The sequence below is a fragment of the Streptomyces sp. AC1-42W genome, assembly GCF_003248355.1.
Lineage (GTDB): Bacteria > Actinomycetota > Actinomycetes > Streptomycetales > Streptomycetaceae > Streptomyces.
On record NZ_QKWY01000001.1, the window covers coordinates 156,829 to 172,597 of the forward strand.

At 68.1% G+C, this 15,769-nt stretch carries 16 protein-coding genes; 6 read left to right on the forward strand and 10 right to left on the reverse strand.

Features of this window, described 5'->3' with window-relative positions:
- Nucleotides 1-101: 101 nt before the first annotated feature.
- From sigM to trxA, 4 genes are all read left to right on the forward strand, one after another.
- Nucleotides 102-806: an RNA polymerase sigma factor SigM gene (gene sigM, locus DNK56_RS00665; protein WP_111335301.1), complete on the forward strand. Its 705-nt coding sequence runs from the start codon at nucleotides 102-104 to the stop codon at nucleotides 804-806.
- On the forward strand, nucleotides 803-1,774 hold the full coding sequence (locus DNK56_RS00670; RefSeq protein WP_111329657.1) for an anti-sigma factor family protein: 972 nt from the start codon (nucleotides 803-805) through the stop codon (nucleotides 1,772-1,774). The genes sigM and DNK56_RS00670 overlap by 4 nt, the downstream gene beginning before the upstream one ends.
- Before the next feature lie 131 nt (nucleotides 1,775-1,905).
- Nucleotides 1,906-2,871, forward strand: a complete 966-nt coding sequence (gene trxB, locus DNK56_RS00675; protein ID WP_111329659.1) for a thioredoxin-disulfide reductase — start codon at nucleotides 1,906-1,908, stop codon at nucleotides 2,869-2,871.
- Nucleotides 2,872-2,924: 53 nt separating this feature from the next.
- Complete coding sequence (gene trxA / locus DNK56_RS00680; protein ID WP_111329661.1) at nucleotides 2,925-3,254, forward strand: thioredoxin; 330 nt, start codon at nucleotides 2,925-2,927, stop codon at nucleotides 3,252-3,254.
- An 80-nt stretch (nucleotides 3,255-3,334) separates the two neighbouring features.
- Here the strand turns inward: trxA and DNK56_RS00685 are convergent, their stop codons facing one another.
- The 10 genes from DNK56_RS00685 to rpmH form a co-directional block, all read right to left on the reverse strand.
- Nucleotides 3,335-4,594, reverse strand: a complete 1,260-nt coding sequence (locus tag DNK56_RS00685) for an IS30 family transposase (RefSeq protein ID WP_111329663.1) — start codon at nucleotides 4,592-4,594, stop codon at nucleotides 3,335-3,337.
- 110 nt (nucleotides 4,595-4,704) lie between these two features.
- Nucleotides 4,705-5,322: a GNAT family N-acetyltransferase gene (locus DNK56_RS00690; RefSeq protein ID WP_111329665.1), complete on the reverse strand. Its 618-nt coding sequence runs from the start codon at nucleotides 5,320-5,322 to the stop codon at nucleotides 4,705-4,707.
- 168 nt (nucleotides 5,323-5,490) lie between these two features.
- On the reverse strand, nucleotides 5,491-6,570 hold the full coding sequence (locus DNK56_RS00695) for a ParB/RepB/Spo0J family partition protein (RefSeq protein WP_199563927.1): 1,080 nt from the start codon (nucleotides 6,568-6,570) through the stop codon (nucleotides 5,491-5,493).
- Nucleotides 6,567-7,643: a ParA family protein gene (locus DNK56_RS00700; RefSeq protein ID WP_111329669.1), complete on the reverse strand. Its 1,077-nt coding sequence runs from the start codon at nucleotides 7,641-7,643 to the stop codon at nucleotides 6,567-6,569. Before DNK56_RS00700 ends, DNK56_RS00695 begins: the two co-directional genes overlap by 4 nt.
- A 251-nt stretch (nucleotides 7,644-7,894) precedes the next feature.
- A complete protein-coding gene (rsmG, locus tag DNK56_RS00705; RefSeq protein WP_111329671.1) occupies nucleotides 7,895-8,611 on the reverse strand; it encodes a 16S rRNA (guanine(527)-N(7))-methyltransferase RsmG in 717 nt (238 codons plus the stop codon).
- Between the two features lie 110 nt (nucleotides 8,612-8,721).
- On the reverse strand, nucleotides 8,722-9,231 hold the full coding sequence (locus DNK56_RS00710; protein ID WP_111329673.1) for a Jag family protein: 510 nt from the start codon (nucleotides 9,229-9,231) through the stop codon (nucleotides 8,722-8,724).
- A gap of 14 nt (nucleotides 9,232-9,245) precedes the next feature.
- On the reverse strand, nucleotides 9,246-10,505 hold the full coding sequence (gene yidC, locus DNK56_RS00715; RefSeq protein ID WP_111329675.1) for a membrane protein insertase YidC: 1,260 nt from the start codon (nucleotides 10,503-10,505) through the stop codon (nucleotides 9,246-9,248).
- Between the two features lie 3 nt (nucleotides 10,506-10,508).
- Nucleotides 10,509-10,868 carry a membrane protein insertion efficiency factor YidD gene (yidD, locus tag DNK56_RS00720; RefSeq protein WP_111329677.1) on the reverse strand — a complete coding sequence of 120 codons (360 nt, stop codon included), beginning with the start codon at nucleotides 10,866-10,868 and terminating at the stop codon, nucleotides 10,509-10,511.
- Complete coding sequence (gene rnpA, locus DNK56_RS00725) at nucleotides 10,865-11,236, reverse strand: ribonuclease P protein component (protein WP_111329679.1); 372 nt, start codon at nucleotides 11,234-11,236, stop codon at nucleotides 10,865-10,867. The genes yidD and rnpA overlap by 4 nt, the downstream gene beginning before the upstream one ends.
- Nucleotides 11,237-11,257: 21 nt before the next feature.
- Nucleotides 11,258-11,395, reverse strand: a complete 138-nt coding sequence (gene rpmH / locus DNK56_RS00730; RefSeq protein WP_006348049.1) for a 50S ribosomal protein L34 — start codon at nucleotides 11,393-11,395, stop codon at nucleotides 11,258-11,260.
- Between the two features lie 380 nt (nucleotides 11,396-11,775).
- Here rpmH and dnaA point away from each other — a divergent pair, with 380 nt between their 5' ends.
- Together dnaA and dnaN are read left to right on the forward strand one after the other, a co-directional pair.
- Nucleotides 11,776-13,578, forward strand: coding sequence for a chromosomal replication initiator protein DnaA (gene dnaA, locus DNK56_RS00735; protein ID WP_111329681.1), 1,803 nt, complete (start codon nucleotides 11,776-11,778; stop codon nucleotides 13,576-13,578).
- 949 nt (nucleotides 13,579-14,527) lie between these two features.
- Nucleotides 14,528-15,658, forward strand: coding sequence for a DNA polymerase III subunit beta (dnaN, locus tag DNK56_RS00745; RefSeq protein WP_111329683.1), 1,131 nt, complete (start codon nucleotides 14,528-14,530; stop codon nucleotides 15,656-15,658).
- Nucleotides 15,659-15,769 lie beyond the last annotated feature (111 nt).

Sequence of the window (15,769 nt, forward strand, 5' to 3'; positions counted from 1 at the left end):
GTCAACGATTGGTGCGTATGCAGTACCGGTCATTTACTTTCGGGGACGGACTGGTTTGAATACGTGTAAGGTCGATGACGGCGGGGGGGGGCTTGGAGCCAATGGCTGATGATCTTTGTCGGACGACCGACCAGGATCTATTGGCTCGGCACGTCGCCGGTGATCCGGAAGCCTTCGGGGAGCTGGCGCGACGTCACCGCGACCGTCTTTGGGCCGTGGCCCTGCGGACACTGGGCGACCGGGAGGAAGCCGCCGACGTGGTCCAGGACGCCCTGGTGTCCGCCTTTCGCGCCGCCCATACCTTCCGCGGCCAGTCCGCCGTCACCACCTGGCTGCACCGCATCACGGTGAACGCCTGCCTCGACCGGGTCCGCAAGGCCGCGTCACGGAAAACCTCGCCGGTCGACGATCCGGAACGACTGGACCAGCTCCTGGAGCCCCACGAGTCGGCGGAGGCACCGGCGGAGCGCCACGACCTCCACCGCGAACTCCTGGCGGCCCTAGCCACACTCCCCGCCGAACAACGCGCGGCCCTCGTCCTCGTGGACATGCAGGGATACCCGGTGGCCGAGACCGCCCACATCCTCGACGTACCCGTGGGCACCGTGAAGAGCCGGTGCGCCAGAGGACGCGCCCGCCTGGCCCCTCTGCTGGCCCACCTCCGCAGCGACGGAGGTGACCGCGAACCGGCAGCCGAGCCGCAAGGGAACCGGACTCGCAGAACATCCGTCCCACCGGCAGCCGGGCCACGAGACACCGACACCAGCGGTCCCACAGCGATGAAGGGCGGAGGTGGACACCGATGACATCAACAGCCGACATGACCCAGCACCCGGATGTCTCGGAGATCTCCGACCTGACCGAGGGCCTGCTCTCCGACCTCCGCGCCGCCGAGGTGCGCGACCACACCGCTGTCTGCGAACCCTGCGAAGACGTTCTCGCGTCGCTGGAGGAGATCCGCGGGCTGCTCGACGATCTGCCCACGCCGGAGCCCATGCCTGCAGTCATCGCCGAACGCCTCGATGCCGCCCTCGCCGCCGAGGCCCTGGCCCGGCTCACGGAATCGGGCCCGGCCGCCGATGTTTCACGTGAAACCAAGCCCCAGCCCATAGCCCCAGTCTCCTCATCGCGGCCGGAATCGGCGGGCCGGCCGGCCGGGCACGCCCGTGCGGGTACCGGGCCGGGTCGCCGTACCGGACGCCACCGGCACCGCACCGCCGTACTCGCCACCGCGTTCGGGGCCGCTGCCCTGGCCGGCATGGGTGTCTTCCTGCTCCAGAACATGCCTGCCGCCCAGAGCAGCAGCAACGCCCCCGCACTGAGCCGGGACACCGCAGCCGAAGGCCGTTCCACCACGTTCACCCAGTCCTCTCTCCAGGACCAGGTACACGCTCTGCTGGAACCGCACGCCGCCCCGCCCACCGCCCCGGACTCGGGCTCCAAGGAGCACGCCCCGTCCGTCGGATCGAAGTCCTCCCCCCAGAGCGAGCCTTCACTCCAGACGGCCCCCTCCGACTCCACAGCGTCCGACTCCCCGTTCCGCGCGCCCTCTGTGACGGTTCCGGAGTGCGTGACGAAGGGCATCGGGCAGGACACCCCCGCCCTCGCCATCGAGAAGGGCACCTACGAAGGCGTCGCCGCGTTCCTCGTCGTCCTGCCGCACCCCACGGACCCGACCAGCGTCCAGGCCTATGTGGTGGATGCCGCCTGTGTCGGCGCCGAGCCCCCCACCAAGGGAAAGCTGCTGCTGACACACCCCTACACACGTCCCTGACAGCACACTGCAGCCGCCCCGACACATCGGGAATGCATCCCCCATAAAATCCGTTGGGTGGGGTGAGAGTCGTTGAACCGGCCCCAGTAGGCGTGGACAGTAGGCAGTCTGCAGAGACGAGGAAGAAACCCGTGAGCGACGTGCGTAATGTGATCATCATTGGCTCTGGCCCGGCCGGCTACACAGCCGCCCTTTACACCGCGCGCGCCTCGCTGAAGCCGCTGGTCTTCGAGGGAGCCGTCACCGCCGGTGGCGCCCTCATGAACACCACCGATGTGGAGAACTTCCCCGGTTTTCAGGACGGGATCATGGGCCCGGAGCTCATGGACAACATGCGCGCCCAGGCCGAGCGCTTCGGTGCCGAGCTGGTCCCCGACGACGTGGTCTCCGTCGACCTGACCGGTGACATCAAGACCGTCACCGACACCGCCGGAACGGTCCACCGTGCCAAGGCGGTCATCGTGACGACGGGCTCGCAGCACCGCAAGCTCGGTCTTCCCAACGAGGACGCGCTCTCCGGACGCGGCGTCTCCTGGTGCGCGACCTGCGACGGCTTCTTCTTCAAGGACCAGGACATCGCCGTGGTCGGCGGTGGCGACACCGCGATGGAGGAGGCGACCTTCCTTTCGCGCTTCGCCAAGTCGGTCACCATCATCCACCGCCGTGACACGCTGCGCGCCTCCAAGACCATGCAGGAACGCGCCTTCGCCGACCCGAAGATCAAGTTCGCCTGGGACAGCGAGGTCGCCGGCGTCAACGGCGAGCAGAAGCTGGCCGGGGTGACCCTCCGCAACGCCAAGACCGGCGAGACGTCCGAGCTGGCCGTGACCGGTCTGTTCATCGCCGTCGGCCACGACCCGCGCACCGAACTGTTCAAGGGGCAGCTCGACCTGGACGACGAGGGCTACCTCAAGGTCGCCGCCCCCTCGACGCGCACCAACGTGACCGGGGTCTTCGGCGCCGGCGACGTCGTCGACCACACCTACCGCCAGGCGATCACCGCAGCCGGCACCGGCTGCTCCGCCGCCCTCGACGCCGAGCGTTTCCTTGCTGCGCTCGCCGACGACGAGAAGGCCGCTTCCGCAGCCACCGTCTGACCCGCGCCTCATTCACCTCCCCACCCACACCCCACGAAGTTAAGGAGGACGCCGTGGCCGGCGCCCTGAAGAACGTGACCGACGACTCCTTCGAGCAGGATGTCCTCAAGAGCGACAAGCCGGTTCTGGTGGACTTCTGGGCCGCCTGGTGCGGCCCGTGCCGTCAGATCGCCCCGTCGCTGGAGGCCATCGCGGCGGAGCACGGCGAGATCGAGGTCGTGAAGCTCAACATCGACGAGAACCCGGCCACGGCCGCCAAGTACGGCGTCATGTCCATTCCGACGCTGAACGTCTACCAGGGTGGCGAGGTCGCCAAGACCATCGTGGGCGCCAAGCCGAAGGCCGCGATCCTTCGCGAGCTCTCGGGCTTCATCGTCGAGTAAGGCAGAACCCGCGTCTGCTTGTTTCACGTGAAACGGGCCCGTCCGCCGGCGAATTCGAGGGGTCGTTGCAACACTGCTGGTCAGCTGGCTAGGTCCAGTAGCTTAGCGAGGCGCTCGGCTGGGGTTTCCCAGCCGAGCGTTTTGCGTGGGCGGCTGTTGAGTTCGGCGGCCACGAGCTCCAGGTGGTCGGGGGTGTGAGCGCTCAGGTCGGTGCCCTTGGGGAAGTACTGCCGCAGCAGGCCGTTGGTGTTCTCGTTCGATCCCCGCTGCCAGGGACTGGCCGGGTCGCAGAAGTAGACGGGGATGTTCGTGGCCACGGTGAAGGCTTTGTGGGCGGCCATCTCCGAGCCCTGGTCCCAGGTCAGGGAACGCCATAGATGCGGCGGCAGGGCCTGGACAGTGGCGGCGAGCGCGTTGCGGGTCGCGACAGCACTGTGCCCGATCGGCAGGTGCACGAGCATCACGTAGCGGGTGGCCCGCTCGACGAGGGTGCCGATGGCGGAGCGGCCGTCCTTGCCGATGATGAGGTCGCCTTCCCAGTGACCGGGGACGGCCCTGTCAGCGGCTTCGGCAGGGCGTTCACTGATCAGGACCATGTCCTTGATGGGGCGGGAGGTGCGCTTGTGGGCCTGGCGCTGCGGACGCCGGCGGGCCCGGCCCGTGCGCAGGGACTTGGTCAGCTCCCGGCGGAGTTCTCCGCGGCCCTGGACGTAGAGGGCCTGGTAGATCGTCTCGTGGGTCACGTGCATCTCCGGCCGGTCGGGGAAGCGTGCCCGCAGAGCCTGGCAGATCTGCTCAGGGCTCCACCGCATCGTGAGGTGGTCCTGGATGAAGTCCCGCAGTTCGGGGTTGTGGCCGATCTTGCCGGTCTTCGGGCGGGGCCGGCGGGCGTCCGCGCGGGCCTGGGCGGTGTGAGGCCGGTAGTACCAGCCTCCCTTGGGCATGGTCCGCCGGTTGCGGCGTATCTCGCGGCTGATGGTGGACGGGCTGCGGCCCAGCTCGGCGGCGATCTGCCGGATGGACGCCTGCTCGCGCAGCCGGTCGGCAATGTGGATGCGGTCGCGCTCCTGGAGAAACCGCGAGGGGCCGCAAGACGGCGCCTCCAGATCTCCCGCAGCCACGGACCCGTGCCCGTGCTGCGGGTAGATCGGAGGAACTGCCTTGCGGCCCCTCTTGTGACCGTTGCGCCACTTCTTGCCCGTGCGGCGGTCGATGCCGACGATCCGGGCCGCTTCCCGGGTGCTGTAACCCTGCTCCATGAGCTGGAAGTATGCGGCCCGTTCCCGGGTCAACGGCTTGCGCCCCTGCCGGTTCCTGTCCTTGCGGATTTCGAAGTCCATGACACCCCTTGAACTGGGGTGTTGCAACGACCACTAGAACTGAAGGCCAAGGATGGGCCCGTTTCTCATGCTCCGGCGCCCCTGCTCACCGCATGCCTCGGGGGAACGGCTCACAACGGCCGCAGCGCAGGCTCCTTCTGTACCGCTCCGAGGAGCCGGTCCAAAGCCATCTCGACGTCTTCCTTCCAGGAGAGCGTCGTACGCAGTTCCAGCCGCAGCCGGGGGTGAACCGGGTGCGGCCGTACGGTCTTGAACCCCACCGCCAGCAGATGGTCGGCCGGCAGTACGCAGGCCGGCTCCTTCCAGCTGGCGTCCCCAAAGGCTTCGATCGCCTTGAAGCCTCGGCGGATCAGGTCCTTGGCCACGGTCTGCACCATGACCCGTCCCAACCCCTGCCCCCGGTACCCCGGCATGATCAACCCCGTCATCAGCTGCACGGCGTCGGAGGAGACCGGACTCGTCGGAAAGGCGGTGGCTCGCGGGACATAGGCGGGCGGGGCGTAGAGCACAAAGCCGGCCGGTACATCGTCGACGTACACCACACGCCCGCAGGAGCCCCACTCCAGAAGCACTCCGGAGATCCACGCCTCCTTCTCCCGGTCGGCCGTTCCGTTCTTGACGGCGGCCTCACCGCTGACCGGGTCGAGCTCCCAGAACACACAGGAGCGACAGCGCCGGGGAAGGTCGGGAAGGTTGTCCAGCGTGAGCGGTACGAGCCGACGCCCCATGAAGGCTGTTCCTCACTTCTCTCGCCCACTGCGTCGTGGACGGAAATGCCCTGCCACAACGCATCGTAACTACCCCTGAATCAAGCCGACACCGTGAGATAGCAAAGGGCGGGCTGTATTCCGTGAACCGGAAACAGCCCGCCCGCAGCATCAGCGTCCAGGGGGAAATCAGCTCTCGTCGTCCTCGGCCGGCTCCTCGGACTGGGCACGGTCCAGTACCCGGCCCTCGCCCGGCGCGAGGCTGCCGAGGATGCGGTCCAGGTCCTCCATCGAGGCGAACTCGACGACGATCTTGCCCTTCTTCTGCCCCAGGTCGACCTTCACCCGGGTCTCGAAGCGGTCGGAGAGCCGGGACGCCAGATCGGAGAGCGCCGGGGACACCCGGGCGCCCGCCCGAGGGCCCTTGGTCTTCTTGGTGCTCGTGGGCCCGGAGCCCATGAGCGTCACGATCTCCTCGACAGCACGCACCGAAAGACCCTCGGACACGATGCGATGGGCCAGCTTGTCCTGCTCCTCGGAGTCGTCCACCGAGAGCAGGGCTCGCGCGTGGCCCGCCGACAGCACTCCTGCGGCGACCCTGCGCTGGACCGGCGCCGACAGCCTCAGCAGCCGCAGCGTGTTGGACACCTGGGGCCGGGACCTTCCGATCCGGTCGGCCAGCTGGTCATGCGTGCACTTGAAGTCCTTGAGGAGCTGGTCGTACGCGGCCGCCTCCTCCAGCGGGTTCAGCTGAGCCCGGTGCAGGTTCTCCAGAAGGGCATCCAGCAGAAGCTTCTCGTCGTCGGTGGCACGGACGATGGCCGGGATGCGCTCCAAGCCGGCCTCCCGGCAGGCCCTCCAGCGCCGCTCGCCCATGATGAGCTCGAAGCGCTCGGCCCCGGTCTTCCGCACCACGACCGGCTGGAGCAGACCCACCTCCTTGATGGAGGTGACCAGTTCCGCCAGCGCGTCCTCGTCGAAGACCTCACGCGGCTGACGCGGATTCGGCGTGATGGAGTCGAGCGGTACCTCGGCGAAGTACGCACCGGCCACGTCGCCCGCGACCTGTGCATCCGAGACCGGCGCGCTCGGCTCCGGCACCACCGGGTTGGCCCCCAGCGTGGTCACCTTGGCAGCGGCCACACCGCGTTCCGTGGTGAGAACCGGCGAGCCGGACCCGGCCCCGGTGGACGGCAGCTGCTTCTCCTGCGGAGCGGCAGGGATCAGGGCACCGAGCCCTCGCCCCAACCCTCGACGACGCTCACTCACTGGATCCCCTCCGAATTGCTCTGCTGACTGATCGAACCGCCCGTGTGGGCGTGCTGGCCCTCGTAATGCACCCCGACCCCGCGCAGCGCGATCTCCCGAGCGGCTTCGAGGTACGACAGCGATCCGCTGGAACCGGGGTCGTAGGTGAGCACGGTCTGCCCGTAGCTCGGCGCCTCGGAGATACGGACCGACCGGGGGATGCTGGTCCGCAGCACCTCCTTGCCGAAGTGACTGCGCACCTCCTCCGCCACCTGCGACGCCAGCCGGGTACGGCCGTCGTACATGGTGAGCAAGATCGTCGACACATGAAGATCGGGGTTCAGGTGGCCCCGTACCAGCTCGACGTTGCGCAGGAGCTGCCCCAGCCCCTCCAGCGCGTAGTACTCGCACTGGATGGGGATCAGTACCTCCGCACCGGCCACCAGTGCGTTGACCGTCAGCAGGCCCAGAGAGGGCGGGCAGTCGATCAGGATGTAGTCCAGCGGCTGCTCATACGCCTGGATGGCGCGCTGGAGTCGACTCTCCCGCGCCACCAGCGACACCAGCTCGATCTCCGCACCGGCGAGATCGATGGTGGCCGGGGCGCAGAAGAGGCCTTCGACGTCCTTCACGGGCTGGACCACGTCGGAGAGCGGCTTGCTCTCCACCAGGACGTCATAGATCGAGGGAACTTCGGCGTGATGGTCGATGCCCAGCGCCGTGGAGGCGTTGCCCTGCGGGTCGAGGTCCACCACCAGGACACGTGCACCGTGCAAGGCCAGTGACGCGGCGAGGTTGACCGTGGAGGTGGTCTTGCCCACCCCGCCCTTCTGGTTGGCCACCACCATGACGCGCGTCTGCTCGGGCCTCGGCAGCCCTTCACCGGCACGGCCAAGGGCTTCCACCGCCAGCTGGGCCGCGCGACCGATGGGGGTGTCGTCCATCGGCGGCGGTGTTTCACGTGAAACACCGTCTCCCGCCGATTCGGTTCGGGGGCCGGGGACCGGATCGGTCATCGGCCCCGCGATGTTGGCGTCGGACCGCAAGGATTCACTCTCCTCGACTTCAGGCTCGCAATGAGCAGAGCCTGTCATGGTTTCGGGGTCGTGAACCAGCGAGGCCCGCTCTTCTGTGGATGAAACCACTTCTGTGGACAACTCCGTAGCCCTAACGGGCCTGCGATGGGGAGGGGCGGCTGCCTCATGACCGCGACCGATGATTCCATGCAGCAGCGAACGACGTTTCACGTGAAACACGATGCCTCCGCAGCGTAGCCACGGAGTCACGACACTCCGCGTGGGCCCCGTACGCTCCACGCCCATGGGGCACGAGGCCGGCACGTGGCTCAGCGGCGGCGCCGTGTCCGGCTGCTCCGGGCGGCCTTGGCCCGCTTTGCGGCGAACCTCACACCCCCCGGACTCTCGCCGACAACCACACGGACCACCGTGGACAGCGGATCGACCACGCCTTCGCCGACATGCAGCACCTCGGTCTCCACCACACCCAGCTTGCTGAGCGCGGCACGGGCACCGTTGATCTCTTCCTCCGCGGTGTCGCCCTTGAGCGCGAGCATCTCGCCATAGGGTCGCAGCAGGGGCACGCCCCAGCCAGCCAGCCGGTCCAGTGGCGCCACCGCGCGGGCGGTGACCACATGCACGGGCTGCAGAGAACCGAGGACCTCCTCGGCCCGGCCGCGTACGACCGTCACATGGTCGAGGCCCAGCAGCTCGACGACCTCCTGGAGGAAGTTCGTCCGGCGCAGCAGCGGTTCCAGCAGGGTGATCTTCAGGTCCCGGCGCACCAGCGCCAGGGGGATGCCCGGCAGCCCCGCACCCGAGCCGACATCGCAGACCGTGACCCCCTCGGGGACGACCTCGGAGAGCACCGCGCAGTTCAGCAGATGCCTCTCCCACAGGCGCGGAACCTCGCGCGGACCGATCAGACCGCGTGTGACCCCCGCGTCCGCCAGCAGTTCCGCGTACCGGACAGCTTCGGGAAAGCTCTCACCGAATACTGTCCGGGCCTCTTCCGGCGCCTCGGGAAGCGTTACTTCCTCCGTCACGGGGGACCGTCCTTCCATACCGCACTACCGCACCATGGGTGGCTGTCTATCAGGCTGACAAAGATCGGCCCCGTCTGCGAACAGACGGGGCCGACAGGTAAAGGAGCCGGTCAGGCCGGCAGAACGACGACGAAGCGCTGCGGCTCCTCGCCCTCCGATTCACTGCGGAGACCCGCCGCGGCAACCGCGTCGTGCACGACCTTGCGCTCGAACGGGGTCATCGGCTTCATCTTCACCGGCTCACCGGTGCTCTTGACCTTGTCCGCCGCCTTGGCACCCAGCTCGGCGAGCTCCGTGCGCTTCTTGGCCCGGAACCCGGCGATGTCCAGCATCAGACGGCTCCGGTCGCCGGTCTCCCGGTGCACGGCCAGCCGCGTCAGCTCCTGGAGGGCCTCCAGGACCTCGCCGTCGCGCCCCACGAGCTTCTGCAGATCGCGCGCCGACTCGCTGATGATCGAGACCGCGGCCCGGTCCGCCTCGACGTCCATGTCGATGTCGCCGTCGAGATCGGCGATGTCGAGCAGGCCCTCGAGGTAGTCCGCTGCGATCTCGCCTTCCTGCTCAAGGCGAGTCAGAGTGTCGCTGCCCTCAGCGGCCGTGGAGGTGGTGCCTTCCGTCACGGATGGACTCCTTCTTACTTCTTGGACGGGTGCTTGGGCCCCTGCGGACCCTTGCGCTGTCCGGACTTGGCTTGGCGTGAGGAACCGGACGCGGCCTTGCCCGCCGGCTTCGGCTTGGCGCCCTGCGCGGCGCCCTTCTGCAGGGAGGTCTTGGACGCCGTCTCGCCGGAGACACCGTCCTTGGTCCCACCCGGGTGTGCGGCACCGGTCTGGCGCTGCGACTTGGTCTGCCGCTTGGGCTGGCGGCGCTGTGCACCGCTGCCCTCGGCGTCGGCGATGGCCGTGTCGCTCTTGGCGACGGTGCCGTCCTCCTGCGGGGCGAGACCGAGCTTGGCCAGGCCGACGACGAACTTGCGCTCGATGTCGTTGCGGTCCGGGCCCTTGGCCACGATCCGCTTGACGGTGTTGCGCCGGGTCCGGCCGCGGACCTCGCCGTGGGCGGTGACGCTCTTGAGGAGCCGCTCAAGGTAGTGGTCCTGGGCCTTGCTGCCCGGCGTCGGGTTCTGGTTGATCACGTACATCTGCTGACCCATGGTCCAGACGTTGGTGGTCAGCCAGTAGACGAGGACACCGACGGGGAAGTTGATACCCATGACGGCGAAGATCACCGGGAAGATGTACATCAGCATCTTCTGCTGCTGCATGTACGGCGTCTTGACCGTGAGGTCGACATTCTTCGTCATCAGCTGGCGCTGCGTGAAGAACTGCGAGGCCGACATCAGCACGATCATGACCGCGGTGACGACCCGGACGTCGGTCAGCGAGGCGCCGAGGCTCTGGACCTTCTCCGCGCTGTCCATGAACTTGGCGGCCAGCGGGGCGCCGAAGATGTGCGCCTGACGCGCGCTGTCCAGCAGCGACTGGTCGATGACGCCGATCTTCTTGTTCGAGGCGATCGCGGAGAGTACGTGGTAGAGCGCGAAGAAGAACGGCGACTGCGCGAGGATGGGGAGGCACGAGGAGAGCGGGTTGGTACCCGTCTCCTTGTACAGCTTCATCATCTCTTCGGACTGACGCTGCTTGTCGCTCTTGTAACGCTCCTGGATCGCCTTCATCTTCGGCTGGAGCAGCTGCATGTTCCGCGTCGACTTGATCTGCTTGACGAACAGCGGGATCAGACAGATACGGATCAGCACCACGAGGGACACGATGGACAGACCCCAGGCCCATCCCGTGTCGGGGCCGAAGATCGCCCCGTACAACTTGTGGAACTGGACGATGACCCAGGAGACGGGCCAGGTGATGAAGCTGAACAGACTGGCAATCGTGTCCACTAATCAAGCTCCTTGAGCATTGGGCGAAGTCTCTGCGGCCGAACTCGGGAGGTCGTTGGCCGACCCCCCGGAAGGCACGTCAGCGGCGGAGTCCCCGCCCTTGCTGCCGCGTATGGCGCTGCGCAGCATCTCGTGCCAACGCGGACGTTTGCGTGGTGGCACATAGTCCACGCCGCCGGGGGACCACGGGTTGCATCGCAGGATGCGCCAGGCCGTCAGCGCTGTTCCCTTGATCGCTCCGTGCCGGTCGATCGCCGTAAACCCGTAGTGGGAACACGACGGGTAGTACCGGCAGACCGGCCCGAGGAGTGGGCTGATCGTCCACTGGTACAGCTTGATGAGAGCCAGCAGCGGGTACTTCATCGCACGCCCCCTCCCAGCAGCCGCTGAAACGCGGCGTCCAGGTCTCGGGCCAGCTGTTCATGGCCGGCGTCACCCGCTCCGGGCAACGCTCGCACCACAACCAGGCTACCGGGGGGCAGCAGGGCGAGCCGTTCTCGGACCAGGTGACGAAGCTTGCGCTTCACCGCAGTGCGTACGACCGCACCACCCACGGCCTTGCTGACAACGAAACCCGCACGCGGCGGGGGAACGTTCTCCCCAGTCACGTGCGGGTCGGTTGCACCGCTGCGTAGATGGACGACGAGGTGCGGACGACCGGCCCGGCGTCCTCGTCGTACTGCGGTCGCGAAGTCCTCGCGCCGCCTCAGCCGATTCTCGGAAGGCAGCACGTCATGACGACCTGTACGCGATCAGGCGGACAGGCTGGCGCGACCCTTGCTGCGGCGGGACGCGAGAATCGCGCGGCCGGCACGGGTGCGCATCCGCAGCCGGAAGCCGTGGGTCTTCGCGCGACGACGGTTGTTCGGCTGGAAGGTGCGCTTGCTCACTCGGGGGCTCCAGAAATGACTCGGGTGTTGGCGGGACATCGCCTGGCTGTCACCGTGCGCCCACGAAGGACTCGCGTAAACGCTCTAGTGCACCGCTTCACGATCACTGATCGTGACTTTGCCCATCGGAGGCAGGCGGCAGCAGCCATCGACAACTCGACCTGGTCACGGTACGCGCGGCTACGCCATCCGGTCAAACCGACCCTGCCGGGCCTCCCATTGTGCACAGCCTGTGGACAACGACTTGAACGACGCGGGTCGTGCTGACTACCGTGACTGAACTCCGGTTCTTTTTCTTCCCGCCTGCCGGTCCTCACCCACCCCGACCCCAACCGTCCCGAGAACCACACATTCGTGGGACCAGCGAGAGAGCGTGCCTTGTGGCTGACGTACCTGCCGATCTTGCCGCAGTGTGGCCACGCGTGCTGGAGCAACTCCTCGGGGAGGGGCAGCAGGGCATCGAGCCGAAGGACAAGCAGTGGATCGAGCGCTGCCAGCCGCTCGCCCTGGTGGCCGACACCGCGCTGCTGGCCGTCCCCAACGAGTGGGGCAAGCGGGTCCTGGAGGGCCGCCTCGCCCCACTCATCAGCGAGACGCTGAGCCGCGAGTGCGGGCGCCCCATCCGGATCGCGATCACGGTGGACGACTCGGCCGGCGAACCGTCGGGCCCGCCCGCGCCCCCGATGCACCAGTCCCCCCAGCCGCCCCACCGCTACCAGGGCCCCCAGCACGACGAGGGCCGGCACGGCGACGCGTACGACGGCTACGGGAACCGGTCCGCCGACGACGGCATGCCGACCGCGCGCCCCGCCTACCCGGACTACCAGCAGCAGCGCCCGGAGCCCGGCGCCTGGCCGCGCACCCAGGAGGACCTGTCCTGGCAGCAGCCCCGGCTCGGCGGCTTCCAGGACCGCGAGCCGAGCCCCGACCAGTGGCGCGAGCCGTACGGCGGCCGGGGTCCGCAGCAGTCGCAGCACGACTACCGTCCGCAGCCGCCCGAGCGCCACGGGTACGAGTCGTCGCACACCGAGCGCTCCCGCCCCGAGCTGCCGGAGCCGCAGCACCGCCCCGGCGCGGGCACCGGCCGGCCGGGCGGAGGCACCGGCCCGATGGGCGCCCAGCCGTCCCCGGCCCCCGGCCCCGGCGAGCCGCACGCCCGGCTGAATCCGAAGTACCTCTTCGACACCTTCGTCATCGGGGCCTCGAACCGCTTCGCGCACGCCGCGGCCGTCGCGGTGGCCGAGGCGCCCGCGAAGGCGTACAACCCGCTGTTCGTCTACGGGGAGTCTGGGCTCGGCAAGACCCATCTCCTGCACGCCATCGGGCACTACGCGCGGAGCCTGTACCCGGGCACCCGGGTGCGGTACGTCAGCTCCGAGGAATTCACCAACGAGTTCATCAACTCGATCCGCGACGGGAAGGGCGACACCTTCCGCAAGCGGTACCGCGATGTGGACATCCTGCTCGTCGACGACATCCAGTTCCTGGCGAGCAAGGAGTCGACGCAGGAGGAGTTCTTCCACACCTTCAATACGCTCCACAACGCCAACAAGCAGATCGTGCTCTCCTCGGACCGGCCGCCGAAGCAGCTGGTCACTCTGGAGGACCGGCTGCGGAATCGTTTCGAGTGGGGGCTGACCACCGACGTACAGCCGCCCGAGCTGGAGACCCGTATCGCGATCCTGCGCAAGAAGGCGGTGCAGGAGCAGCTCAACGCCCCGCCGGAGGTGCTGGAGTTCATCGCCTCCCGTATCTCCCGCAACATCCGTGAGCTGGAGGGCGCGCTCATCCGGGTGACGGCCTTCGCCAGTCTCAACCGGCAGCCGGTGGACCTGGGGCTCACCGAGATCGTGCTGAAGGATCTGATTCCCGGCGGCGAGGACACGGCGCCCGAGATCACGGCGACGGCCATCATGGCGGCGACCGCGGACTACTTCGGCCTGACGGTGGAGGACCTGTGCGGATCGTCGCGCAGCCGCGTGCTGGTGACGGCCCGGCAGATCGCCATGTATCTGTGCCGTGAGCTGACCGATCTCTCGCTGCCGAAGATCGGCGCGCAGTTCGGCGGCCGGGACCATACGACGGTGATGCACGCGGACCGCAAGATCCGGGCGCTGATGGCCGAGCGGCGGTCCATCTACAACCAGGTCACCGAGCTCACCAACCGCATCAAGAACGGCTGAGAGCGCCACCGCTCCACCTGCCGGCCGCCTCTTCCCACACGGCACGGCACCCTCGCACAGACCCCTCGGAAGGGGCGCGGAAGGGCGCTGTGCGGACTCGTCAGGAGCCCGCACAGCGCCCTTCCGCGTGCCCGGTGGCCGGCCGACCTCCGCTCCGGCCCGCCACCGACGCACCCGTTCTGTTCGATTACCCGTGAGGTCACGGGTGTTCTCCACAGATCCGTGGACTTTTTTCCCTCCACAGCCTGGGGATCCAAAAGTTGTCCATACTGCATCCACAGGCAGGACGGGTCTGAGGACATCGGGCCAGCTCAGAGGGTTGGGGATTTGTGGTCAACGATGATCCACAGCCTGTGGAAAAAATCTTCGTCCACAGGGACCGCTCTGCGTTGTCCACCGGCTACCCACAGGTCTGAGGCCGTTTTCCCCAGCCGAAGGCCGCTTCTCCACATCGCTGTCCACTGTTCGGCAACACGACAGGCCCTGTCACCGGAGCGAGTGAAAGGCGTCACACCAAGAGGGGCGGTTGGCCTGTGGGGAACGTGGGTAAAGCTGGGGACAGACCTGGGGAGAAAGTGGCCGCCCCTGTGTACGGCTTGTGCACAACTTCCGGGTGTCCACAGAGAGCCCGAGTTGTCCACTGGTTCCACCCACAGGCCCGGTGGATAAAAAACGGGCTCTGACCTGCGAAAACGGGGTTATCCACGGTTTCCACAGGCCCTACTACTACCACCACTCATAGTTAGCCCGGTTTCCGTTTCGAAGTGGGGCCTGTGCACAACTCGCCCTCGGAGCGCTCCGGACCTCCCGCCGCGATTTGACCCCGAGCCGCACCGAGTGTCGGTGCCGTGCGTCAGACTGGTCCCCGGCGTCCTCCCCCTCTCACCGGCGGAGCGGCCCGACCAGACGACGAACGCAAGCAGGGCGAAACCAGCAGGAGGCGGTTCCGGTGAAGATCCGGGTGGAGCGCGATGTCCTCGCGGAGGCGGTGGCCTGGGTGGCCCGCAGCCTCCCGGCCCGTCCGCCGGCGCCCGTTCTCGCGGGCCTTCTGCTGAAGGCCGAGGACGGAGCGCTCAGCTTCTCCAGCTTCGACTACGAGGTCTCGGCGCGGGTCTCGGTGGAGGCCGAGGTCGAGGAGGACGGCACGGTCCTCGTCTCCGGTCGGCTGCTCGCCGACATCTGCCGCGCCCTGCCCAACCGGCCGGTGGAGATCTCCACAGACGGTGTACGGGCGACCGTCTCCTGCGGCTCCTCGCGATTCACACTCCACACCCTGCCTGTGGAGGAGTACCCGGCCCTCCCGCAGATGCCGACCGCGACCGGCACCGTGCCCGGTGAGGTCTTCGCCTCGGCCGCCGCCCAGGTCGCCATCGCCGCAGGCCGCGACGACACCCTGCCCGTCCTGACCGGTGTGCGCATCGAGATCGAGGGCGACACCGTCACCCTCGCCTCCACCGACCGCTACCGCTTCGCCGTCCGCGAGTTCCTCTGGAAGCCCGAGGACCCGGAGGCGTCCGCCGTCGCCCTGGTGCCCGCCAAGACGCTGCTGGACACCGCCAAGTCGCTTACCAGCGGCGACACGGTCACGTTGGCGCTGGCCGGCTCGGGCGCGGGCGAGGGGCTCATCGGGTTCGAGGGCGCCGGACGGCGTACCACCACCCGACTGCTCGAAGGCGACCTGCCGAAGTACCGGACGCTGTTCCCCACCGAGTTCAACTCGGTGGCCGTGATCGAGACCGCGCCGTTCGTCGAGGCCGTCAAGCGCGTAGCCCTGGTGGCCGAACGCAACACCCCGGTTCGGCTGACCTTCGAGCAGGGCGTCCTGATCCTGGAAGCGGGCTCCAGCGACGACGCACAGGCTGTGGAAAGGGTCGACTCCGTACTGGAGGGCGACGACATCTCGATCGCCTTCAACCCGACCTTCCTGCTCGACGGCCTGAGCGCCATCGACTCCCCGGTCGCCCAGCTCTCCTTCACGACCTCCACCAAGCCGGCGCTGCTCAGCGGCCGCCCCGCCGTGGACGCCGAGGCGGACGACGCCTACAAGTACCTGATCATGCCGGTCCGCCTCTCGGGCTGACCGGACCCTCACCGGCCCCGCTCCGGCGGGGCCCGACGGGCGTGTTCAGCGCCGAGCACGCCCGGCGTCCTGTCCCCCTCCGGGCGTAGGCTCGGACGTGGGTACGAATCG